20 protein-coding genes are annotated in these 23,390 nt (G+C 33.6%); 17 read left to right on the top strand and 3 right to left on the bottom strand.

The window, feature by feature from the left end:
• The first annotated feature begins 17 nt into the window (after nt 1-17).
• From ICJ84_RS03245 to glmM, 6 genes are all read left to right on the top strand, one after another.
• Nucleotides 18-920 (top strand): nucleotidyltransferase family protein, encoded by a 903-nt coding sequence (locus ICJ84_RS03245; protein ID WP_188214919.1) that lies wholly within the window; start codon nt 18-20, stop codon nt 918-920.
• On the top strand, nt 920-1,987 hold the full coding sequence (locus ICJ84_RS03250; RefSeq protein WP_241748673.1) for a phosphotransferase enzyme family protein: 1,068 nt from the start codon (nt 920-922) through the stop codon (nt 1,985-1,987). The genes ICJ84_RS03245 and ICJ84_RS03250 overlap by 1 nt, the downstream gene beginning before the upstream one ends.
• Before the next feature lie 107 nt (nt 1,988-2,094).
• Nucleotides 2,095-3,411 carry a sugar MFS transporter gene (locus tag ICJ84_RS03255; protein WP_188214920.1) on the top strand — a complete coding sequence of 439 codons (1,317 nt, stop codon included), beginning with the start codon at nt 2,095-2,097 and terminating at the stop codon, nt 3,409-3,411.
• Between the two features lie 32 nt (nt 3,412-3,443).
• Nucleotides 3,444-5,372, top strand: coding sequence for a glucosamine-6-phosphate deaminase (gene nagB / locus ICJ84_RS03260; RefSeq protein WP_188214921.1), 1,929 nt, complete (start codon nt 3,444-3,446; stop codon nt 5,370-5,372).
• An 11-nt stretch (nt 5,373-5,383) separates the two neighbouring features.
• On the top strand, nt 5,384-5,713 hold the full coding sequence (locus ICJ84_RS03265) for a hypothetical protein (RefSeq protein WP_188214922.1): 330 nt from the start codon (nt 5,384-5,386) through the stop codon (nt 5,711-5,713).
• A 13-nt stretch (nt 5,714-5,726) separates the two neighbouring features.
• Complete coding sequence (gene glmM / locus ICJ84_RS03270; protein ID WP_188214923.1) at nt 5,727-7,112, top strand: phosphoglucosamine mutase; 1,386 nt, start codon at nt 5,727-5,729, stop codon at nt 7,110-7,112.
• 138 nt (nt 7,113-7,250) lie between these two features.
• On the opposite strand, the gene ICJ84_RS03275 is transcribed toward glmM, so the two are convergent.
• Nucleotides 7,251-10,484, bottom strand: a complete 3,234-nt coding sequence (locus tag ICJ84_RS03275; protein ID WP_188214924.1) for a sugar-binding domain-containing protein — start codon at nt 10,482-10,484, stop codon at nt 7,251-7,253.
• A gap of 961 nt (nt 10,485-11,445) precedes the next feature.
• Between ICJ84_RS03275 and ICJ84_RS03280 the strand changes: the two genes are divergently transcribed.
• From ICJ84_RS03280 to ICJ84_RS03305, 6 genes are all read left to right on the top strand, one after another.
• Nucleotides 11,446-12,696, top strand: coding sequence for a phage integrase SAM-like domain-containing protein (locus tag ICJ84_RS03280; protein WP_188214925.1), 1,251 nt, complete (start codon nt 11,446-11,448; stop codon nt 12,694-12,696).
• A gap of 2 nt (nt 12,697-12,698) precedes the next feature.
• Nucleotides 12,699-13,355: a hypothetical protein gene (locus ICJ84_RS03285; RefSeq protein WP_188214926.1), complete on the top strand. Its 657-nt coding sequence runs from the start codon at nt 12,699-12,701 to the stop codon at nt 13,353-13,355.
• 96 nt (nt 13,356-13,451) lie between these two features.
• Nucleotides 13,452-13,739 carry a helix-turn-helix domain-containing protein gene (locus ICJ84_RS03290; RefSeq protein ID WP_188214927.1) on the top strand — a complete coding sequence of 96 codons (288 nt, stop codon included), beginning with the start codon at nt 13,452-13,454 and terminating at the stop codon, nt 13,737-13,739.
• A gap of 4 nt (nt 13,740-13,743) precedes the next feature.
• Nucleotides 13,744-14,808: an AAA family ATPase gene (locus tag ICJ84_RS03295; RefSeq protein WP_188214928.1), complete on the top strand. Its 1,065-nt coding sequence runs from the start codon at nt 13,744-13,746 to the stop codon at nt 14,806-14,808.
• Between the two features lie 110 nt (nt 14,809-14,918).
• On the top strand, nt 14,919-15,407 hold the full coding sequence (locus ICJ84_RS03300; protein WP_188214929.1) for a hypothetical protein: 489 nt from the start codon (nt 14,919-14,921) through the stop codon (nt 15,405-15,407).
• Nucleotides 15,408-15,490: 83 nt separating this feature from the next.
• Complete coding sequence (locus ICJ84_RS03305; protein WP_188214930.1) at nt 15,491-16,312, top strand: hypothetical protein; 822 nt, start codon at nt 15,491-15,493, stop codon at nt 16,310-16,312.
• 118 nt (nt 16,313-16,430) lie between these two features.
• Here ICJ84_RS03305 and ICJ84_RS03310 read toward each other — a convergent pair whose 3' ends face one another.
• Nucleotides 16,431-16,688, bottom strand: a complete 258-nt coding sequence (locus ICJ84_RS03310; RefSeq protein ID WP_188214931.1) for a helix-turn-helix domain-containing protein — start codon at nt 16,686-16,688, stop codon at nt 16,431-16,433.
• A gap of 109 nt (nt 16,689-16,797) precedes the next feature.
• On the opposite strand from ICJ84_RS03310, the gene ICJ84_RS03315 reads away from it, so the two are divergent.
• Together ICJ84_RS03315 and ICJ84_RS03320 are read left to right on the top strand one after the other, a co-directional pair.
• Nucleotides 16,798-17,622, top strand: coding sequence for a hypothetical protein (locus tag ICJ84_RS03315; protein ID WP_188214932.1), 825 nt, complete (start codon nt 16,798-16,800; stop codon nt 17,620-17,622).
• Nucleotides 17,623-17,869: 247 nt separating this feature from the next.
• Entirely contained in the window at nt 17,870-18,481 is a 612-nt protein-coding gene (locus ICJ84_RS03320) for an RDD family protein (protein ID WP_188214933.1), read from the top strand.
• Between the two features lie 496 nt (nt 18,482-18,977).
• On the opposite strand, the gene ICJ84_RS03325 is transcribed toward ICJ84_RS03320, so the two are convergent.
• Nucleotides 18,978-20,852, bottom strand: a complete 1,875-nt coding sequence (locus ICJ84_RS03325; protein ID WP_188214934.1) for a hypothetical protein — start codon at nt 20,850-20,852, stop codon at nt 18,978-18,980.
• A 242-nt stretch (nt 20,853-21,094) separates the two neighbouring features.
• On the opposite strand from ICJ84_RS03325, the gene ICJ84_RS03330 reads away from it, so the two are divergent.
• The 3 genes from ICJ84_RS03330 to ICJ84_RS03340 all read left to right on the top strand — a co-directional run bounded on the left by ICJ84_RS03330 (nt 21,095) and on the right by ICJ84_RS03340 (nt 23,387).
• Nucleotides 21,095-21,436: a hypothetical protein gene (locus ICJ84_RS03330; protein ID WP_188214935.1), complete on the top strand. Its 342-nt coding sequence runs from the start codon at nt 21,095-21,097 to the stop codon at nt 21,434-21,436.
• Between the two features lie 93 nt (nt 21,437-21,529).
• The gene (locus tag ICJ84_RS03335) at nt 21,530-22,429 is read left to right on the top strand and encodes an AAA family ATPase (protein WP_188214936.1); all 900 of its coding nucleotides are present in this window, start codon (nt 21,530-21,532) and stop codon (nt 22,427-22,429) included.
• Nucleotides 22,392-23,387, top strand: a complete 996-nt coding sequence (locus tag ICJ84_RS03340; protein WP_188214937.1) for a DUF3871 family protein — start codon at nt 22,392-22,394, stop codon at nt 23,385-23,387. Before ICJ84_RS03335 ends, ICJ84_RS03340 begins: the two co-directional genes overlap by 38 nt.
• Nucleotides 23,388-23,390 lie beyond the last annotated feature (3 nt).

The following is a 23,390-nucleotide window of genomic DNA, read 5'->3' on the forward strand; positions in this document are numbered from 1 at the left end:
TAAAAGATTAAACAGATATGGAAAAACCAACTTTAGTAGTTTTAGCAGCAGGCATGGGAAGTCGGTATGGCGGCCTAAAGCAGATAGATTCGTTTACTCCGCAGGGAGATACTATTATAGATTTTTCAATTTACGATGCGTTACAAGCTGGGTTTGGAAAGTTTGTTTTTATTATCAGAAAAAGCTTTGAGGCAGAGTTTAAAGCCATTTTTAATAAAAAACTAGAGGGTAAAGCAGAGGTAGATTACGTGTATCAGGAGTTGGATTGTGTTCCTTCACAATATGTGAATCCGGAGCGTACAAAGCCTTGGGGTACAGGTCATGCTTTGTTAATGGCAAAAAATGCTGTAAATGAAAATTTTGCGATAATTAATGCAGATGATTTTTACAGTCGTGAAGCATTCGTGAGTATGGCGAAGGCTTTAATGAATACCGATAAGGAGTCTTATAATTTTAAGACCATGGCTTATCTGTTAAAGAATACGGTTTCAGATCACGGTTATGTGTCAAGAGGTGAGTGTCAGGTAGATGAGAATGGATTTTTAGTTGATGTTACCGAACGTACACATATTGAAAAAATCGACGGCGCCTTAGTGCGTAAAGATGATGATGGAGAGTTTGTTTCTATCGATCCCGATACAGTGGTTTCTATGAATTTCTGGGGGTTTACGCCTAAATGTTTTGAGTTTGGTGAAGAGTTGTTTTTAGAGTTTTTAGAAAACAATAAAGAAAACTTAAAGGCAGAATTTTATTTGCCAACAATAGTTAATGAGATTCTAAAATCAGGTATGGCGACGGTTCAGGTTTTAAAGTCTGATGCCAAATGGTTTGGAGTAACTTATCAGGAGGATAAAGCTATTGTTCAAAAAGCCATAGAAGAATTGAAAGCCGCTAACGTGTATCCTGAAAATTTATGGTAATGATGACGCAAGAACAGTTAGTATATAAATTTAGTCAATTTAAGCATGCTTCAGAGTATGTATCTCATAAAGAGTTAGCTTCGGGACATATAAATGATACATTTTTAATAGAAACGAAAGAAGAACCTTTTTATATTCTTCAACGCATAAATCATGATGTTTTTAAAGATGTGCCAGGTTTAATTTCTAACAAAGTAAGTGTTAGTAAGCATATTCAAAATAAATTGTCTCATTTGTCTGATGCAGCTTTAAAAAAAAGTGTGTTAACGTTTGTTCAGGCTAATAATGAAGAATATTATTATGAAGATGAAGCTGGTAATTTCTGGAACGTTATGGTTTATATTAAAGATAGCGTAACCTATGACATAGTAACCGATGAACAAGTGGCTTATGAAGGAGGAAAATTAGCAGGTGATTTTTTAAATCTTACGAGCGATTTTGATGCTTCGGTATTAACCGAAGTTATTCCTAAGTTTCACGACATGTCATTTCGTTTTTGGCAATTCGAAGAAGCTTTAAAGAACGCTTCAAATGTAAGAAAAGAAAATGCTAAGCTTTATTTAGACAAGGTTGAAGGGCTTAAAGAGGAAATGCATATCCTTCAAAATTTAAAAGAATCGGGAGCTATTCCGGTAAGGGTGACACATAACGATACTAAAATATCGAATGCCTTATTCGATACCAATAACAAAGGACTTTGTGTGATTGATACCGATACGGTTATGCCCGGAATTATTCATTATGATTTTGGAGATGCCATTCGTACCATTTGTAATACGGCAGCTGAAGATGAAACTAATTTAGATTTGGTGAACTTTAATGTCGAGTATTACAAAGCCTATAAAAAAGGGTTTTTAGAAAAAGTAGCATCGGCTTTAACGCCTTTAGAAGTTGATACTCTTCCTTTAGCGGCGAAGACCATGATTTTTATTATGGCATTACGCTTTTTAACCGATTATTTGAATAATGATATTTACTATAAAACAAAATACCCAGAACATAATTTGGATCGAGCAAAGAATCAATTTAAGTTAATTGATAGTATGACATCACAAATGAAAGTGTAAGAATTATAATTCACACTTTAAAGATGAACCTTTAAACTAGACAAATATTAAGAATTTACAATTTTGTAATAAACCAAACCTAATTATTAATTAATACCTTTTTAATTATGACACAAACATCTAAAAGTAGTAATACCGTGGCAATAGCTATCATAGCAGGCTTGTTTTTTATATTCGGTTTTGTAACCTGGATTAATGGGGCACTGATTCCATTTATGAAGACTATAAATGAGTTGACCGATGCGCAATCATATTTAGTTGCCTCGGCCTCGTATATATCGTTTGTGGTTATGGCGTTGCCGGCATCTTATATTTTAAATAAGATAGGCTATCGCAAAGGGATGTCTTTGGGTTTGATTTTAATGGGGATAGGAGCTTTAGTGTTTATACCGGCAGCAGAGGCGCGCACCTATAGTTTGTTTCTATTGGCTATTTTTATTCAAGGTACGGGAATGACTATCTTACAAACAGCAGCCAATCCGTATATAACCATTTTAGGGCCTATAGAGAGTGGTGCCAAGCGTATCGCTATTATGGGAATTGCTAATAAAGTAGCAGGAGCTTTGGGATCGTTAATATTTGGAGCTTTACTATTATCTGGTATAGATGAGGTTAAGGAGAAATTAGGATCGGTTACCGATATTGAAAAAGGGCAGCTGTTAGATACCATGGCCGACAGTGTTGTTACACCATATATTGTAATGGCTTTAGTTCTGTTTGTTCTAGGGATATTAATAAGAAAGGCTCCGCTGCCGCATGTAGAAGCAGCGCCAGTTGAAGAAACAGAAACAGGTAAAACCACCAAGACAAGTATCTTCCAGTTTCCACATTTATGGCTGGGTGTATTGACCTTATTTGTGTATGTTGGAGCAGAGGTAATCGCTGGCGATAGTATTATAGCTTATGGAATTTCATTAGGATTTTCAGCAGAAGAAGCTAAGTTTTTTACCACATTCACTTTAATGGCAATGGTTGCTACCTATGCTTTGGGTGTATTCTTAATTCCAAAATACTTAAAACAAGATACCGCATTAAAAATAAGTGCCGCTTTAGGAATTGTATTTAGTTTATGTATTTTATCGACAACAGGATATACCTCGGTGTTATTTGTAGCAGCGTTAGGAATTGCCAATGCTTTGGTATGGCCAGCGGTATGGCCGTTAACCCTAGAAGGTTTGGGCAAGTTTACAAAAACAGGATCGGCCTTATTGATTATGGCTATTGCCGGAGGAGCTATTATACCACCGCTATATGGAAGATTGGTAGATGCAGGAAAACATGACTTGATAGTAAAAGGTATAGAAGAGGCGGAAGCTGCAGCAACAGCCTCAACAAGTAGTTATTGGATATTAATTCCATGTTATGCCATCATCTTGTTCTTTGCTTTATGGGGACATAATATTAAAAGTTGGACAAAAAACTAAAAAATACATACAATAAAATAAATTCTATTAAAATGATTAAGAGTAGTACAGACAAAGCTACAGGATTTGAAAAACGTTTTGAAAATGTAGATACTGTAGTTTTCGAAGATTCATTAGCAGCATCAAAAGCAGTTGCTAAAGAAATAGCAGAGCTTATTAAGCTGAAGCAATCGAAGAATGAAAATTGTATTTTAGGATTGGCAACAGGATCAACTCCAAAAGGCTTATATGCCGAGTTGGTACGATTACACAAGGAAGAAGGCTTAAGTTTTAAAAACGTGATTAGTTTCAATTTGGATGAATATTATCCAATGGAGCCAGATTCAGTTTTTAGTTATGTGCGCTTCATGAAGGAGTTATTGTTTAATCAAGTTGATATCTTACCAGAAAACATTCATATTCCAGACGGAACCTTATCTAAAGAAGAAATATCTGCGTATTGTAATGCTTACGAAGCAAAAATTGAAGCTTTAGGTGGTATCGATCTACAGATTTTAGGTATTGGGGGTAACGGGCATATCGGATTTAACGAATCAGGATCTTTACAAAACTCTAAAACCCGATTGGTAGCTTTAGATCACATCACACGTGTGGCAGCCAGTAAAGATTTTGGAGGTTTAGATAAAACACCTAGAACAGCGATTACGCTTGGAGTTAAAAAAATCATGGAAGCGAAGCGCGTGGTTTTAATGGCTTGGGGTGAAGGTAAATCGAATATTATTAAAGCTTCGGTTGAAGGGCCTGTAACAAATCAGGTTCCGGCATCGTTCTTACAAGAACACCGTAACGCTACATTTGTAATTGATAAGAGTGCATCTTCAAAATTAACGCGTATCGATACGCCTTGGTTGGTAGAGAAAGTAGAGTGGACTGATAAAATGGCTAGAAAAGCTGTGTTAGGGTTGGCTTTGCACTTAAAGAAACCAATTTTAATGTTGACAGATGCGGATTATATCGAAAACGGAATGAGCGATTTATTAGCTGATTCAGGTCCGGCTTACGATATCAATATTAATATTTTCAATAAAGTACAGCAAACCATTACTGGTTGGCCAGGAGGAAAGCCAAATGCCGATGACAGCAAACGTCCTGAACGTGCTGAACCAGCTAGAAAGCGTGTGTTAATTTTCTCTCCACATCCAGATGATGATATCATTAGTATGGGAGGAACATTCAAGCGTTTACAAGAACAGGGTCATGACGTGCATGTAGCGTACCAGACATCAGGAAACATTGCGGTTGCTGATGATGAAGCCCTTCGTTTTGCTGCTTTCGTTTGTGATTACAATGAAAAATTCGGAATTGAAAGTCCGGAAGCCAATGCGATTTATGAAAAAGCAGTTGACTTCTTAAAGAATAAAAAAGACAGTGAGATTGATATTCCAGAGGTACGTTATATAAAAGGAATTATAAGAAAAGGAGAAGCCCGTGCAACAAGTCACTTTGTTGGATTGAAAGATGAGAATATCCACTTCATGGAATTACCGTTTTACGAAACTGGTACTATTGAAAAGAAACCTATTGGAGAGGAAGATATAAAAATCACGATGGATCTTATCGAGAAAATTCAGCCGCATCAAATTTATGCAGCAGGTGATTTAGCCGATCCTCACGGAACTCATAAAGTGTGTTTAGATGCCATTTTTGAATCGGTAAAACGCTTGAAAGAAAAACCATTTATGGCAGACTGCTGGGTATGGTTATACCGCGGAGCATGGCAAGAATGGGGTATCGACGAAATAGAAATGGCTGTGCCAATGAGTCCGGGACAGGTATTAGAAAAACGTCACGGAATCTTCAAACACCAGTCGCAAAAAGACGGTGTGGTTTTCCAAGGAAGTGATAGTAGAGAGTTCTGGCAACGTGCCGAGGACAGAAACCGTGAAACAGCAGAATTATACCATCAGTTAGGTTTAGCGCATTATGCCGCTATGGAAGCCTTTGTAAGATGGATATTCTAATTATACAATAAATGCTAACATTGAATACAAACACTAAAACTAAGCCATCCAATTTCCAAATACGGGAAATTGCATCAGTAGATAGTAAGATAGCCTATTGTAGGTTTTTAAATTGGGTTATTGGTGAATTTGATTTATTCCTTAAGAACGAAGAATCAGAAGCATTGAAAGTGTTTTTTCCTAATGGATGGTTTAGTATTAGTTGTTTTCAAAATGTTGAGAACAAATTGAATGTAGCATTACAAGTGGAAGGTCAGTCGGAAGCGACTTGCCAGAGTATGATGAAACACATCAAGCGTATTCATAAGCATGTATGCGAGTTTCATGATCACCAAGCTTAAAAAGAAACACACAATGACATTAATAAAATCAATCTCAGGGATTCGCGGAACTATTGGAGGAAGTGTAGGTGATAATTTAACCCCTGTAGATGCTGTGAAATTTGCCGCTGCCTATGGTATGTGGTTGAAAGATCAGAATTCAGCTAAAGACCTAACTGTTGTTATAGGTCGAGATGCCAGAATTTCCGGAGCGATGATAAGTACTCTAGTGAGTCAAACCTTAATAGGCTTGGGTATAAACGTGAAGAACATAGGTTTATCAACAACGCCAACGGTTGAAGTTGCCGTGCCTTTGGAAGGTGCTGACGGAGGAATCATAATTACAGCTAGTCATAACCCGAAACAATGGAATGCTCTTAAATTATTGAATAGTAAAGGAGAGTTTTTAGATGGTGTTGAAGGTGCTAAAATTCTAAAAGTAGCCGACGAAGATGCCTATACTTTTGCAGAAGTTGATAATCTAGGCCAGTATTCTGAAGTGGAAGGTTATATTGAAAAGCACATTGACGAAGTTTTAAAATTGAAATTAGTCGATGTTGAAGCAATTAAGCAAGCCGGTTATAAAGTGGTGGTAGATGCAGTGAATTCAACTGGAGGCATTGCGATTCCGGCTTTATTAGAGCGTTTGGGAGTTGAGTGTGTTAAATTGTATTGTGAACCAAACGGACAATTTCCACATAATCCAGAACCGTTGAAAGAACATTTAACCGATATCTCAAAATTGGTGGTTGAAGAACAAGCTGATTTTGGAATTGTAGTTGATCCGGACGTGGATAGACTAGCACTTATTTGTGAAGATGGTTCTATGTTTGGCGAAGAATATACTTTGGTAGCCTGTGCCGATTATGTTTTAGGACAATTGAAAGGCGGTAATACCGTGTCCAATTTATCATCGTCAAGAGCTTTAAGAGATATAACTGAAAAGCACGGGGGGAACTATTCAGCAAGTGCCGTAGGCGAAGTGAATGTAGTTATCCAAATGAAATCCGTTAATGCTGTAATTGGTGGTGAAGGTAACGGTGGAATTATTTATCCAGATTCACATTTCGGAAGAGATTCTCTGGTTGGGGTAGCATTGTTTTTATCGCATTTGGCTCATCAAAAAATCTCTTGTAAGGCTTTGCGTGATTCTTATCCAAATTACTTTATGAGTAAGAAAAAAATAGAGTTAACACCTACTATAAATGTCGATGCTATTTTAGAACAAATGGCAGAAAAATATAAAAGTGAAGCCGTGAATACCATTGATGGTGTAAAGATTGATTTCGAAACCCAATGGGTACACCTTCGAAAATCGAATACCGAACCGATTGTCAGAATTTATACTGAAAGTACTTCTCAGGAAAGTGCCAATCAGTTAGCTGATACCATAATTGAAGAAATAAAAGCTTTACTATAAGGTTTTATTTAAGTGTTATTAATTCAGGTTCTTCTTTTAGAAGGACCTTTTTTTAGGAATTTTAGACATAGATTAGGTAAATAAAACCAAAGCCCAAATACATAATGTGTCTGGGCTTTGTTGTAAAAAGGAAATAGTTTACTCATTTTCTAAAACAATTTGTCTTATCATTAGGTTTTTACCACTTGTGGCTTGAGTTTTTAAAATAAGTTTTCCATCGTTACTGTCTTCTCGCATCACATGAAATTTAATCCATTTTCCACCATTTTCATTGTGTTTTTCTAAATGTACTTTTCGACCTTCAAATTCTACATAACCTTCTCTACTCTGTTTGTTCCAATCGTCAAATAAAACATAAAAGCTACCAAGAATACCTTCAGGACAATTAAGGGTAATGGTCATTTCTTCTCCATGCCATGCAGATCCTTCTTTGTCTTTCCAAGATCCATCCGCTTTAACTTGATAGGTTACATCTTTTTGAACAAGAATTTGATCCTGTTCTATTTTCCAGGCTACATTTTCATTTTGTGTGTTTAGGTTTTGTGCGGCTTTTATCTGTAAAATAGCATCTTTAAAATCACCTTCAACGGTAATGTTTTCAGCTGTTGGGATAAATGGAAGCATCGTTTTTAACGATTCAATATCCATTGAAAGTGTAGGGTTGAAATCCTTAGAATTCATATATTCTTTTAAGCTGTATTCAAGTTGTCTTGCTACTGGTAGATCTTTATTAGTAATATTGAAACCGCAAACTAATAGATTACCTTTTCCAACTTTTAATTCAAAAATAGCGCCTTCTTTGTTGTTTCTGTGAAAATCATCAATAACCTGAGCAATAGGTTTGTAGTCCTTTGGTGTTTGGTTTAAAATAAAACCTTTTGAATCTTTCATAATTGTTTCCCATTGCCAATCGCTATGGTATTGCGTAGTAAAATGTTTAAAAGCCGGATGTTTGTCTTTTAAAAGTAAACCAATATTGGTTTTTCCTTGACCTGGGAAAAAGGTTAAAGACCAGTATAGTGGCGTAAAATTTAAACTCACACTATTATCTTCTGTTCCTAGACGATTTGCCAGTAATAAAACATTTTTACCAGATTTAAGAGCTTCGATTGTTTTATCGTCTAAAGTTTCCCTTACCAAAATGTTTTTTGAAGCGGCTTCTGGCAACGTTGTTGGATACACCCAAATATTCCATTCGTTATTAAAACTGGTATTTTCTAAAGAAACCGAAATGATTAATCGCTGAGCTTTTGATATGGCGTTTAGCGGCATAGAAATTGTTCCTGCATCGATAAGGCTCCCAACCGATAAGTTGTTTACAGCCCATTTTTCTTTTTTAATAACTTCCCCTGATTCAGTTTTTATTTCGGTAATTAAGTTTCCTGAGCTAATTGGGAATTGACCAAAATGAGATAATTGAATGCCTGCTTTTAACGTTTCGTTATTTGTCCAGACAAATTTTTCTAATCGAAGTAATGGTGTTGTTTCGTTAAAATGCGATTTAAATTTTTCAGGAGTAGTGATGCCTTTACTTTCCCAATGGGCATCTAGCCAGCCAATTAAAGCCTCGCCCTGACCTTGATAATCCTGCATGCTCAATAATTGAACCCCGGCACAACTTTTTGTTCTTAAAAAAGATTCGGTTTCGTACTTGTACATAATTTGATTTAATGCTCCTGAAGCCATTTTAAAGTCATCTGCCTGATCGGCAATACCGTTTTTTTCAGCCATAGCTTTAAATTCTTCAAAGTTTCTGGCTTTAAGTACGCCTTTGTATTTGTCAATTTCACTCCACGACGGGTAAACAGGCCACTGACCAATTTCGTGAGCAATAATCGGGATATTCATTTGGCTGTAAGTATCTTCAAAATCCCAATCGGTGTGTGGGCCATTTAATCCTCGTGTTTTTCCAATGCCTTGAATATAATGGGTAGCCATATAATCGTCTACTTCGGTAACTTTTCTAGCTGTTGACACAGAATAAAGCCTGCGGTTGTCTTTTTCTTTTAAGGCTTTAACCCATTGTTTCATAACGTCGAAATCTGAATTTCCAAGCTCATTACCAATACAAAACATTGTAAATGAAGGGTTGTTTCCATAAAAATCAACTACGCGGTTCATTTCTTTAATAACGAATTGATCTCTTTTTGGGTCTTTTCCTAAGCCTTGAGGGAAACCTTTTGTGTTCATTTCCGGACGACCACGTTCTGTATTATCTACGCTCATCCACCAGTCTATCCATATAGAAGCTTCGGCCTGAAGATAAATTCCAACCCGGTTAGCGGCTTTAAAAGCAGCTTCGGGAGGACACCAGGAGTGAAATCTGGCATGGTTTAAACCGTAGGATTTATAGATTTTGAAAATTTTCTCCCAATCTTCAACTTTTGTTGATGGATAACCTGTTAGAGGAAAGTGCACACAGTCTAAATTACCACGTAAAAAAACTGGAGAATTATTAATAACAATGTGTGTACTATTATGGCCAATTTTTACATATCCAAATTCGGTAAACTGTGTGTCTTCATATTTTTTTGTTTTTATGGTTGTTGATAATATGTAGACTGTTGGGTTGAATTCATTCCATTTTTTTAGTGAGCCATTTAGGTTTATGCTTATCTCTTTTTTGTTTTCTCCGATGTTTGATGTGAATGAAGTTTCAAAAGATTTTACAATGTCAGATTTTCCCAGTTCACGAATTTCGAATGTGATATTTGTTTTTTCATTTTTAGCAGAAACAAAACTGGTTTCAATATTCAATTTATCATTATCAATGTCCGAAAATGTTCTGATTTGTTCAATATGAGTTGGGTCTTTAGCAGTTAATTCCATACGGCCAACAATGCCGTTCCAAATACTTTGGGTGTATTCGCCATAAGCATGACCTTTGTCTCCAATATTATGAATTGTATCGTTATTAACTTCAATGGTTATGCGGTGTTTACCGGGGTCTATATTTCCAAGGTTATGAATATGAGGTGTGCCCAGTGCATCTTTAGTACTTAATTCGTTGCCATCAATAAACACTTTAGATTCCCATAATACACGTTCAAGAAGTAACTGAATTTGTTTGTTTTTCCAGTTTTTCGGGATTTCAATATCTCTTTCAAAAGTAGCGATACCTAAATATTTATATTCAGGCGTTAATACACCAAAATCGGAGCCAATAGTTTGAAGACCGTAACCTTGCTGAGCTAATGAGGATGGTAAATTAATTGAGCCTTCTCGTTTGTATATAGTAGTGTTCTCAATATTAGGTTTCTGTTTATTTAGCGAAACATGCCATAGTCCAGAAAGATTGATGGTATTATTCTGAGCGGTAAGTATTGTGACTTTAAAAATGAAAAGAGCTACAATAATAAGAGATTTGTACATTTTGAAATAAAATACAGGGGTTAATAGAAAATTAAATTTTTCGTAATATATAGCAGTTGGTTTATCAAAGCAATGGATTATTAATGTTTTTTGTGATTAAAATACTTTTCATTTCTCTGGAGCCATTAGATTTTTTGTAATGTATTGAAAAGAGTTTTGTTTTTTTAAAACTGTATTTTGCTAATTCAGATTTAATATTTTCTAAATTGTGGTAGTAAAAATACACACGATCACCAGTACAGCTCGAAATATATCCAGATTTCCTGTAATCTTGAGTAACAAAACTTGAATACAGCAATCCTTTTGGGTTCAGCAGACATTTACAATTTGAGATAAGTATAGAAGAGTCTGAGATTTTTTGATATTCATCCATTGCTTATTTCTCAAATCCGTAATCGCGTTCTACTTTAGCGATTCTTGTTTTATAGGCTTTGTACCATTCCTGTTTGCCTCGATTTTGTGCGACCTGATGATCTAGATGGTTTTTCCAGTTTCGTATCGATTCTAAATCTTTCCAATACGATACGGTAATACCTGTTTCGTTTTTGGCGGTTTCAATACCTTAAAAAACCGTCTTGTTCTTTGGCTAGGGTAACCATTAGTTCTGCCATTTTTTCATAATCTTTGTTATTACCGGTTTTTATAGATGTAAATATTACGGTGTAATAGGGAGGTTTGGGGTGTTGGCTATTGTCATGTAATAAAGTTAAGAAAAAATAAAGCCTCGAAAAATTTTAAATTTTTCGAGGCTTAAAAGTGGAGTCGGAGAGAGCATAGTTAAATCAAAATTGTGTTTTCGAAAAAATAAGTAAAACCGGCTTTAATGTTAGTTAAAATAGGGTTTTACGTGTTTTTGTTAATTATTTTAGATTGAGTCGATTTGAGACGATTTGAATGATTTTTGGTTTTACCGTACAACTACCGTACAAAATCTTATATTTGTACAGTTAAAATTTTGGTTATGGCAACGGTTAATTTTTTATTTCGTTCAACAAAAGATAAAGCATGTCTTAACGTAAGATTGCTATATCGACATAATGATAAAGATTATGTTTTTGGAGCTAAAACCAAATACGAAGTAGATAAGGAATACTGGAAAAAGCATCATAAGAAGAATTCCAGGGATATAATTGTAACCAATAAGCAGACAGAGGTTAATGCGGAATTAAATAAAATTCAGAATCATATTTTAAAAGCTTTTAATTCGGTAGAACCAGAAAATGTAGATAAAGACTGGTTACAAACTCAAGTAGATCTCTATTATAACCCACCAAAAGAAGAAAAGATAATTCCTAAAAATTTAATTAACTATATTGATTTTTATATAGAATACCGTAAACATGAATTAAAGGATACATCTGTAAAGAAGTTTAAAGTGATTAAACATAAATTACAGAGGTTGGAAAAATATCGTAAAAAGCCAATACTAATAAAAGATATTAACGATAGTTTTAAAAACGAGTTTGTAGACTATTTAAAAAAGCAAAGTTATTCCCAAAATACAATGCAAAGGGAATTAGTGTTTATAAAGACTTTTTGTAAGCATGCTCGATTCTTAGGTTTAGAAACACATCCACAGTTAGATAGTTTGCGTTTAGATAGGCAGAAGGTTGAGAAGGTTTATTTAACTTTTGAAGAACTTGAAAAAATTGAAAAAATAGATAAATCCAAATTAACCGAAAGTTTAGAGAATGCCAAAGACTGGTTGATTATAAGTTGTTATACAGGGCAGCGTATTTCAGATTTTCTGAGGTTTACACACGAAATGGTTAGGATGGAAAAAGGTAAATACTTAATTGAATTTACTCAAAAGAAAACAGGGAAACTGATGACGGTTCCATTGCATCCAAAAGTTATTGAAATACTTGGAAAAAGAGATGGTAAGTTTCCGAAGCCAATTTCAGATCAAAAATACAATAATTACATTAAAACTGTAGCTGAATTAGCTGAAATCAATCAATTGGTGCATGGAAGTAAGAAGGTCGAAACTAAACCTAAAAGCGGAATTTATCGAAAAAGGGTCGGATTATATAAGAAGTTTGAATTAGTTAGCAGTCATATCGGCCGCCGGTCTTTCGCAACCAATTTTTACGGGAGCATCCCAACGTCCTATTTGATTTATGTGACAGGTCATAGTACAGAGGCTTTGTTTCTTAGTTATATAGGAAAAAGCAATAAGGATATAGCAATGGAATTAACAAAATATTTTTAAAAATGGGAGTACTTAGTAAAAGTCTAAAAAATTATATAAACACCTATACAAGTAGATTAGATAAATATTTAGATGATTATGAAGACAATACAGAATCTCTTTTTCTTCTAAAGGATTTTGACACTTTTAATGAAACTCTTGAAATTTTAAACACCTACAAAACAAACTCTAAATCTTTTGGATTTCAAACATTAAAAGATCATTTCGATATTTCTATACTTGAAAATTCAGGATTTGATCTGGATAAAGTAGATAACCATATTGCTAGTATAAATAGGATTCTAGATTTTATAAAACAAAAGCAAGAATTTATAGTTTCAGTGAAGGCACAAAATGGAGAAACATATAAAGAAGAAATTTGGTTTAAAGTAGGGGTGATGTTAGCTTCTGGTGAGATGTCTCAATATTATACTGTTAATTCGGATGGTATAATGCGCTTAAAGAATAGCTATACCGCACCGCTTGTAGCCGAAGAATTAGGAGATAAGAATTGGCAAAAGGTTGTGTTAGGAACTTTAAAAAATTACAGTCCAGAAAACACAAATGCGAATAAAAACATTTTCAATTCACGTGATAAAATGATGAAAATAATAAATCATTGTAAAGAAAAAGGAATTCCTGTAATATCCCATTTTACAGATCGTTTACCACCTGAATAGAACCTATCCAAAAATAGTACTGAAGTAGTACCAGTACTGCATATCGTACCGAAGCTTTATTTAGAATTTTGGAACATAACACTAAAAACATATGTTATGAAATCAAATTCTATAATCCTAGAAAACCTATCAATAGAAGAGCTACAGGAACTGATAGGCTCAACCGTAAAGAAAAGTGTAACAGAACTACAGCAAGAGTTAGAATCCACGAAATTTACAGAAGAACTACTCACAAGAGAAGAAACGTGTAAGTTTCTGCGGGTGGATTCTTCAACACTTTGGGCGTGGACCAACAAAGGCAAAGTCAAAGCTTATGGTATTGGTGCTCGTCGATACTATAAGAGGTCTGAGCTGCTGGAATCACTAACCTTATTAAAAAAATAAGGTTATGAAAGTGCCTCCTGACATTGAAAAGAAACTAAAAAGGGCAAAGGCCTTAAAAATTAGTTTAGATGAAATCTTACAACCGCCTCAACATGCCATAGAACAGATAAACTCTACTTCTGGAGATTATTCGCCAATTGCAACTCTAGGTAACTTCAGTTTAGTAACCGGTAAGGCAAAAAGTAGGAAGTCTTTTTACATGGGTATTGCTGTTTCTGCTGCAAGTAGTAACGAATTAATACTTGGTCGATACAAAGGCACATTGCCTGAAGAAAAGCGAGATGTTCTGTATTTCGACACGGAGCAAGGTAAATATCATGTCCAACAATCTTCAAAGCGAATCAGTAGGATAACCCAAAAAGCCAAAATCAAAAACCTATATGTATACTACTTACGAGCATTAGAACCTAAAGAACGCCTAGAAATTATAGAGGCAGTAATATATGCCAATAATAAAATAGGTTTTGTAGTAATTGACGGAATTAGGGATCTGGTCACATCCATAAACGATGAGGAACAAGCTACAATGATTGCAAGTAAGCTTTTAAAATGGACAGAGGAAAGAAACATCCATATTTCTGTAGTATTGCACCAAAACAAAGGAAATGAGTATGCTAGAGGCCATTTAGGCACAGAATTGATTAATAAAGCCGAGCTCGTACTCTCTGTAACCAAGCAAAATGGTAATGAAGCCATTTCAATTGTTAAGGCAGAATACTCCAGAGACATAGAGCCTGGACTCTTTGCATTTACTATAGTTGACGGGCTACCTACGGCAGTAGATGATTTTGTAGAAAATACACCAATCAGCAACCGAAAAACCAAGTTGGCGGATATTAAGACTGAAGACAAATTAAAGCTATTAAGAGATGTCTTTAGTGTTACAAAAGATTTTAGGTACAAAGAGTTGGTGAATCAAATAAAGGAGTCCTACCGAAAGTTGTTTAAAGTACATGTGGGAGATAATCAAATCAAGGAATTTATTACCGAATGTAATTCCAGAAATTGGATAAATCAGGAAAAACCCAAAAGCAAATACACTTTAACATCTTCTCTGGAATCTCCTTAAATCAGGTTAGTTTATCGGTTTAGTTTAGTGCTTATATATAAGCACATAAACTAGTAAACCGTTGATGATGATTTAATTAAACTAGTTTAAACTAATAAACCATTAGAGTTATGAAATTCGAAGAAGCATTAACAATAGCAGAAAAAGTAAAGGAATTACTCGCTCCTCACTGCGAACGCATTGAAATAGCAGGAAGTATAAGACGTAAAAAACCGGAAGTAAAGGACATTGAAATAGTAGCCATACCAAAACCATATGACGTAGGACTTTTTGAAAGTGGAATTGCGACTGTCGTAAACCAATGGGAAAAAGTTAAAGGTGAATTGCCATGTAAATACACCCAGCGAATACTGCCAGAAGGAATTAAGCTTGATTTATTTTTTGCAGAACGGGATAATTGGGGGCTCATTTATGCTTTAAGAACCGGAAGTGCTGATTATTCACATCATATATTAGCCTCTGGATGGGTGTTTCAGGGATACAGAAGTGAAAGTGGTTATCTGCAAATAGATGGAGAGCGAATAGTTGTCCGTGAAGAAGAAGATTTATTCAAATTATTACACATGCCATATTTAGAACCAGAAAAACGTAACTGTTAAACAACATTGTATATGTTGTGGAAATCGTTAAAATTATCGATCTTATAAACGGAAATGCTGTTGTGGCCTAAAAATAAAGCACTATGAATTTTTTTAAATCCTTTCTAAAGCAGAATAATGAAAGTCAACCAAAATATGATTCGCCTGTTTTTATTGGTCCTAAGGAGGATTTTAATAAGTATTTTGGGCCCAGATTAAGGAATTTAGTCCAGTATATTACCCGAAACTATAAGACTTCAATTGGGAAGTGTCAGCATTGTAGTGAAGTAAAAAGTAAAGGTTTAGATGCTGCTCATGTTCATGGTAAGGAAAGATCGGTGCTAATCGATCAAGCCCTTGAAAATTTCATGAAAGAAGGGTTAGTAGAAGTAGATTTAAATGCTTTTGAGCAGGCGTTTATTCAACTACATGATCCCATAGAAGAAGTAATACTGGTGTTATGCAAGGACTGTCATGTAAAATATGATGGGAATGGTAAAATCGAAAATATTGTAACTGCTCCAAAGTTAAAAACAAAACCTGTTTATACTTTTAATTCTGGCAGCTATAGTAATCAGCCGCGTACTGGTAGTAAATACAATAATAAAGAAGTCCAGATAAGAATATCAAAGGCAGCTTTAAATATTCCTCAGGAAGAACTTGATAGGTTATGTGATTCAGCCTATTCTAAAAATGTTTTTGATAATAACTATCCGATATTGGTCAGAGTACCTTCAAGTGCATCTCACGAAATTAAAAACAAAGTAATTCGAGATCATTCAGATATGGCGCGTTGGACATGGAAATACCAGTTTGAAAGAAGTGGTTTTGTTTACGCGATAACGACACAATGGTACAATAGAAATGATGAAGGTGTGCAAAAATGGCTAAGAAAATTTGAAGCTAATAATAATATTTTAAGTTAATTATTCATTTAATCTTAACTTTTAAGTTACAATTTAGAAGTTTAGAACTAATTAAGGAAATGAGTGTGCTATTTGTATGCTCTTTTCTTTTTTAATACTATTGGATTAGATAGTAACTCTACTTAAAATTTTCATTAAAGAACTCCTCTAGAGTCACTCCCATGGCTTCTAATACCTTAATTAGACTAGAAAGTCTCATGTCTTCACCATTTTCATATCTACCATATTGGCTTCTAGGTAAATCATGCGAAAACGCAAAATTTTCATAGTTAGAGAATCCTTTTTGAATTCTCAACTCCTTTAGCCTTTCACCTATTTTAAGTAATTGCTCTTGGGTATAAACTGATTTGGTATTCTTTTTTGGGTCAACTGCCATACAGCAAATTACATCAAAGTTCAAATCATTTGTTACCATTAATAAGATACCACTATAGAGTGGTTTTAATTATATTTGAATATATAAACACGAACTAAATCTGTAAACCATGAAAAAACTACTTTATTTATTAGTTATCCTAATTTTATCATTAGGATGTGAAAGTGAAGAGCGGCAAAAGCAATTAGCTCAAGAGGTAGTAAATGCGTTTATTTCTAATATTCTGGTTGATAATTATGAATCAATGTTCGAGTACTATCCTTCTTTTAGGGAATTAAATGGGAATTATTGGAAGTATAACTCTTTAGAGCTTACATCAACAATAATGAAGCAAGATGGAAGTATAGAAATTTTTGCTAAATCAAGAAGTAACAATCAGTTATTCTTTAAATTGATTAAAATAGATGGAGAGTTTAAAATCGTTAATTCCAAAGGCTTATCTGCGTATTATAACTCTAATCTTTATAAATATTGTGAAAATATAGGTTGTATAGCTTTAACGGATTATGATCTAGAAATAGCTCAAGTTTGTGAAATCAACAAGAAGGATTATAACGATTTGATAAACTCCATAAAGACAAGAATAGAAGAAAACACTGTTTTAGTAAACCATACACTATCCAAATCATTTGGAACTGTATCTGGAAATATAACGGTTAAAAATCGTACGAGATTTACTGTCCCTGAATATGCATATGATATTTATGTTAATTTCTTAAATACTAGCAATGAAGTTTTATTTAGTTATGAAGATGGTAATAGTTTTAGGTCTATTCCGGCCAATGGTATTTCCACTTTACTTGTTTTTAAAGATGCTAAAAATGGTTATGCTCAAGTAGATGTCGAACTTAAGATTTTAAAAACAGATTTTATTGAAAAAATCATAGCGGAGCATTCTGAAGGTACTAGATGTATTTATTCAGATAATCTATAAAGTTAAGAATAGCTTCATTTTGATTACCATACTAATTTAATTGGGTTAAATGTTAAGAGATAAAACAAAAGCATGGCTTTAAACAGCTTTATTTAATTATGAAAGATAAATTAGGGGTGTTCTAATAACTCAATTACCAATGCTTTTCTCTGGATTTTAATCTTCCGGATCCATATATAATATATAGCATTAATAATGCTTTTTGATGCTCAGTAGATTAAATATCAACATTAACTTATTAAATCAAATGGAAAACGAATTTGCTAAAGTGATGTCTGAACAATCAGATAAACAGCTTATAAAGATATTAACTGTAGAAAGGTATAAATATACAGCTTTAGCCATAGAGGCAGCAAAAGCTGAATTGACAAAAAGACAATTGCCTTATGATTATGTGGCTGAAACAGTTAAATATGAAGAGGAAAAAATCATTGATGAATTTGTAGTAGATTTTGATATTGTTGCTCCTAATATTAGAATGTATAATTTTCTGATAGATATAATATTGTTTGAGATGATTACCGGTTTATTAGAAGAATTTATTCTTTTACTCCTGCCTAAAGAAAATATTATTATTTGGCTAATAGTTAATTTAAGTACGTTTCTGTTTTATTACGGTTTTATGGAGTTTAAGTTTCAAAAAACGCTTGCAAAATTTATAACTAAAACAAAGGTTGTAACTTACAATGGATATAAGCCGAATAAAGATATAATACTAAAAAGAACATTTTCGAGGCTAATACCTATTGATCCAATTTCATATTTTGTTTCTGTTGTAGGAATACATGATAGAATATCTCAAACAAGAGTAATTAAGGATAACCCTAATAGTGTTATTGAAGATAATTTTGAATTCTAGTATTAATAATATAGCAATAACTATATCTCTGGAGCAGATAAAGCTAATATCATTAAAAATCTAAATGCACGAACCTTAAAGGTTGCCTATTCTATCGTTAAAATAGCTTTTAAAATTTAATGATCGAGATTTGTGTAAATTATAATGATTTCTTTCGATTAGATTATTTGTTCTTCCTATTTTGTTTCCTCCAAAAAAAATATAAAACTACAGCAGCAATTGGTAAGACAATAAACGTTATAATATTAAAAGGATCCGAAAAATCTAATGGAGTATTATCGTCTGGGTTTTGTGTGCCAGGTGGTAATTGGAAATAAATATTTATTAAATTGAGTATATTCATAGTATTGTTAATATAAGGAATTTATTATAAAACTCCTACTAAAGCATTATATAATAAATAACACCATTTTTAATGCTTTTCTCTGGATTTTTAAAATAAGGTATAATAGTATAATATAGCATTAACTACAAGCCTATTAGGGAGAAAATGGGTTTAGCTATTTCTTACTCTAAGTTTTAAAAAGTCTATTAGAGCTTTTTTACCAATTAATTTTAGCAATTCCTTCCGAAAGTATTTTAATATCATTTGTTGATTCCACCTAATTTGGGCGAGTATATTATATCTGGTATTCGTATTCTCGCAACCATCATAGTTTGTTTTCCAGGAACTAATATTTGTAAGTAACCCTTTTACTATATCATCTTTACTGGATTCTACTGATTTAGCCTTATTAAAACTGGTAAAGTGTAAACCATAATACATGTAAATATTACGATTGTTAGTTGCTTTTGAGTGTACTAGCGAATCTTGAAGAGAACTTAGGACTGTTTTTTCAAAAAACGAATCATAAAAAGTTTCTGCAGTTTTTACTGCCACATCGTTATTCACAGCCCATAAAGTACCAATATATCCTCGAGCTCTAACAGCCAACAAATGATCTTTGATTTCATAAGCCGACCAGCAAATATTATTAAAAATGAATGGAGAATGTTGATTTGCAGATAAATGTGAAAACTTTGCGAAATGACTGAAACTATGGCATTCAATACCATGAGCATTTTCTACAATAACCTCTTGTCTGCTAATCTCATTCTCATTTACGGGAACTGTAGAAAACATTTTCGGGAATATAGAAGATGGATAATTTTGATCCTTGAACTCTTTAGTTCTGAAGGCATAACCATTTAGTTTTTTAGGATACACCAACTTTAATACTTTTATTAATGGTTCGCCATTTTCATTATACATTCCTGGTTCAGGCATTAAGCTGAACAAAAGGTTGTATTCAAATATATGCTCATTACCATACTCATCAGTATATTTCTCTATGATTAGTGATCCTTTAGATTGATTTCCATGAGTACATAAATGTAAGATGTTAAAAGGTAGTTCTTTAACGTAATAGTCTAAATTTGTAGAGGAGGCTTGATTTTCAATTAAGGCATTAACATAATAATTGTTCTGTGTTAATTTATTTATGACATAATCAGTTTCTTCACTAGAAAAAAATCTTGGAGAGAAGACTATTCCTGAACCTATGTTAAAGTTATCCTGAAAGAATATGTTATTGAAAATGAAAAAATCAGGATTGAGTTTTAAACCAATATGTGTGCACGGTATTACGTTATCTATAATAAGACTATAAGGTGCACCGATTGTGAAAAATGTAACAAAATCATAATTTTGGAACTGAATGCCATCAATTCTATTATATATTAATCCCTTAAGTTCTTGGAGGCTTATTTGTTCAGAACCCACTTTTACTTCTTCACGCCATGCTTCTATTGTTTTTAAGAACTCTTTTTCGTGAAAATCATAAGATTCTATAATAATAAGGTCAGCATTAATTGAAATAGCATAATTGGTTGCTACTAAAGTTTCAAAAAAGTAATTATTTTCAACTATAATTAGTCCCCCTTTATTATTTGTTACAACTTCAATATGTTCTGCGTCATCATCAATGGTAATAGCCATTTGGAGATTGCTTGCTATTTGTAGTCCAGTAAAAATTTGATCAGGTCTGCAAGGGATAGACTCTCTGAAACTTATAGGATGCAAAAAGGTGTCAACATCCTCAAGGTTGTTAATCTCAATAACATTGTATTCTTCTAAAAACGTTAGAAATGACTTTTGATAATCAGTTAAACCTACCAAAATTAAATAATCACATCCTCCAATTCTACTCAGTGTATTGCCAAAGTTGATATTTGATTTGATACCACTACTTCTTGAAATTTGGTGCTCATCACGCTGGTTAATATCATCACAATCTTTACCAATCGATACAGAAGAAAAGCCAAAAATTAATGAGTAGTGATTTGGACTGTTGATGTGGGAGTATACCACAGCTGAAAGTGGATCTTCCATTCTATTTACAATACAAAAAAAAGTATTATTAATTTTTGGGGCTATATTATTCAAAATACCAAGCTAAGGGTTGAACTACAATTAAAATTACGAATAAAAGTAGTGTAATATTTTTTTTTTTTTTTCAAGACTTTATATCAAATGGGTAATACTACATCCAGCAAAACACCCCCGGTTGTAAGTAGGTGGTCGACATACTCCGGCCTTTAATAAAACTACGATAACTAAAAATCAGTATTATTATGTTGAAAATTATTAACATCAAAAGTGCCAAAAATTCAGAAGGAGAAGAGTTTTATGGCTTAATTGTTCAATCAGGACCTATGGCAATTAGAAGCAAGAAAACAGGAAGGCTTTATTTCACCAACAAAAAAGCATTTGTACCATGTACTTTTGATCAAGAAACTGCTGTATCAATGATTGGTCAAGAGATTGAAGGCTCTATTCGTAAAGTACAAACAGATCCGTACGAATTTACCATAGAAGAAACCGGAGAAATTATTGAATTAAACCATCGATATGAATATTTTGACCCGGCTTTAGAAATGGAAGAACAAGTAGTTGAAGAAATCACGGTGATTTAATAAGGCATTATGTCCTTATCGTAAAGAGCTTATCTCTCAGGAGGTAGGCTCTTTTTTATGCTATATATATATTAATTAAACACAATTATAATCATGCAATTACAACAAACACAACGGCATAACGTAAAATTACGTTTAGGCATCTCTGGAGCATCAGGGTTTGGTAAAACTTATAGTGCTCTAAAATTGGCTTATGGTATGACCAATGACTGGTCTAAAATAGCTGTAATAGATACAGAAAACGCATCAGCCAGTCTATATTCAGATATGGGAAATTTTAATGTTTTAAATCTATTTCCACCATATTCTCCAGAGCGTTATATCGAAGCTATAGATACATGTGAAAAAGCCAATATAGAGGTGATTATTATCGATTCCATAACACATGAGTGGCAAGGTGAAGGAGGCTGTTTACAAATTCACGAACAATTAGGTTCTCGTTTTCAAGATTGGGCATCTGTAAAACCACGTCACCAGAAATTTATAGATAAAATTCTGCAATCGAAATGTCATATTATCACTACTACCCGAAGAAAAGTTGATTATTCTCTGGATGTAGGTTCTAACGGTAAATCTAAAGTGGTGAAGCACGGTACTAAAGAAATTACTTCTGAGGGTTATGAATACGAATTATCGGTAAACTTCGAGCTTATAAACGAAAATCACTTATGTAAGGTCAGTAAGGATCGTACAAATCTGTTTAGAGGGCCGGAATTTGTAATTAATAGCGATGTTGGTAAGCGCCTAAAAGATTGGTGTAACCAAGGGGTATCCATTGAAGATATAAAACAGGAAATAAACGCTACTATAACTTTAGAGGGTTTAAGACATCTGTATCAGAAATACGACGGTTTAAAAACACAAATCAAGCCTTTAATTATTGAAAGGAAATCTGAAATCGAAGGCATAACACAAATTGTAGAAAACAAACAAATCATTCAAACAAATACAAATCATGGAATTGAAAGCGATAACAGAACAAGTGGTCAATAATCATGAGGTAGTAGAATCCTCAATGTCGACTAATAACAGATTTATAGAAGCTAATACACAACAAGTGAGTTTATCTCATTTAAAGGAAGAGTGCATAATTCCTGTTTTCCGTGACAACGAAACTACCATAGCACATTTTGAATTTATTGAAGCGGTGAGATCTGTAGCACAAGAGTTATATCCGGAAGGCACAGTAACCATGCCTAATATCAGAACTAGTCATATTATTAAAGGAAGAATTCCTTCAGCAATAGGAAAACCGGCGAAAGATTTACTGGAACATGAAAAAACGATTTATTACGAACGTATGGCTTTTATGGTCGAGATACCACATGTGCATACCTATATTAATAATCAGAAACTTAATCTTACAGTAGGAGGGGTACGTAGCTATTCCGAGCAGAATCTGTTTTCCAAAAAGAGCATTGAAAAGTTTAAGGTCTTTATAGGTTTCAAAAATATGGTGTGCTGTAATTTATGTATTGCTACAGATGGTTTAAAGGATGATTTACGCGTGAGCAGTATAGATGAACTGAAATTAAAAGCCCAGGAGCTGTTTTTAAGTTATAATCAAGAGCGGCAGATTGAAAGCATGAAGCACATGCAGGAGTATACGATTAATCAAGATCAATTTGCGCATTTGGTAGGTAAAATGAAGCTTTATCAACATTTAGATAAGCAGCAAAAGCAGGAGTTGTTTCATCTAAAGACAACCGATTCTCAAATCAACACCATTATTAAGAATTATGTAGATGATGAACATTTTAGTGCCGATGCTGATGGGTATATCAATTTGTGGCAGTTGTATAACCTGTTTACGGAGAGCGCTAAGAGTAATTATATCGATAACTTTTTAGATCGTAACTGTAATACTTATGAGTTTGTGAATCATTTGGGAGAAGCAATCAGACGTAAGGAAGATAACTACTTCATAAATTATCCAGAGATAATACATTAAAAC

Origin of the sequence: Aestuariibaculum suncheonense (assembly GCF_014596935.1) — a bacterium.
GTDB classification, from domain to species: domain Bacteria; phylum Bacteroidota; class Bacteroidia; order Flavobacteriales; family Flavobacteriaceae; genus Aestuariibaculum; species Aestuariibaculum suncheonense.

Coding starts and splice junctions, on each gene's coding strand:
- ICJ84_RS03245 (WP_188214919.1), top strand. CDS start 18: ATGGAAAAACCAACTTTAGTAGTTTTAGCAGCAGGCATGGGAAGTCGG.
- ICJ84_RS03250 (WP_241748673.1), top strand. CDS start 920: ATGATGACGCAAGAACAGTTAGTATATAAATTTAGTCAATTTAAGCAT.
- ICJ84_RS03255 (WP_188214920.1), top strand. CDS start 2,095: ATGACACAAACATCTAAAAGTAGTAATACCGTGGCAATAGCTATCATA.
- nagB (WP_188214921.1), top strand. CDS start 3,444: ATGATTAAGAGTAGTACAGACAAAGCTACAGGATTTGAAAAACGTTTT.
- ICJ84_RS03265 (WP_188214922.1), top strand. CDS start 5,384: ATGCTAACATTGAATACAAACACTAAAACTAAGCCATCCAATTTCCAA.
- glmM (WP_188214923.1), top strand. CDS start 5,727: ATGACATTAATAAAATCAATCTCAGGGATTCGCGGAACTATTGGAGGA.
- ICJ84_RS03275 (WP_188214924.1), bottom strand. CDS start 10,484: ATGTACAAATCTCTTATTATTGTAGCTCTTTTCATTTTTAAAGTCACA.
- ICJ84_RS03280 (WP_188214925.1), top strand. CDS start 11,446: ATGGCAACGGTTAATTTTTTATTTCGTTCAACAAAAGATAAAGCATGT.
- ICJ84_RS03285 (WP_188214926.1), top strand. CDS start 12,699: ATGGGAGTACTTAGTAAAAGTCTAAAAAATTATATAAACACCTATACA.
- ICJ84_RS03290 (WP_188214927.1), top strand. CDS start 13,452: ATGAAATCAAATTCTATAATCCTAGAAAACCTATCAATAGAAGAGCTA.
- ICJ84_RS03295 (WP_188214928.1), top strand. CDS start 13,744: ATGAAAGTGCCTCCTGACATTGAAAAGAAACTAAAAAGGGCAAAGGCC.
- ICJ84_RS03300 (WP_188214929.1), top strand. CDS start 14,919: ATGAAATTCGAAGAAGCATTAACAATAGCAGAAAAAGTAAAGGAATTA.
- ICJ84_RS03305 (WP_188214930.1), top strand. CDS start 15,491: ATGAATTTTTTTAAATCCTTTCTAAAGCAGAATAATGAAAGTCAACCA.
- ICJ84_RS03310 (WP_188214931.1), bottom strand. CDS start 16,688: ATGGCAGTTGACCCAAAAAAGAATACCAAATCAGTTTATACCCAAGAG.
- ICJ84_RS03315 (WP_188214932.1), top strand. CDS start 16,798: ATGAAAAAACTACTTTATTTATTAGTTATCCTAATTTTATCATTAGGA.
- ICJ84_RS03320 (WP_188214933.1), top strand. CDS start 17,870: ATGGAAAACGAATTTGCTAAAGTGATGTCTGAACAATCAGATAAACAG.
- ICJ84_RS03325 (WP_188214934.1), bottom strand. CDS start 20,852: ATGGAAGATCCACTTTCAGCTGTGGTATACTCCCACATCAACAGTCCA.
- ICJ84_RS03330 (WP_188214935.1), top strand. CDS start 21,095: ATGTTGAAAATTATTAACATCAAAAGTGCCAAAAATTCAGAAGGAGAA.
- ICJ84_RS03335 (WP_188214936.1), top strand. CDS start 21,530: ATGCAATTACAACAAACACAACGGCATAACGTAAAATTACGTTTAGGC.
- ICJ84_RS03340 (WP_188214937.1), top strand. CDS start 22,392: ATGGAATTGAAAGCGATAACAGAACAAGTGGTCAATAATCATGAGGTA.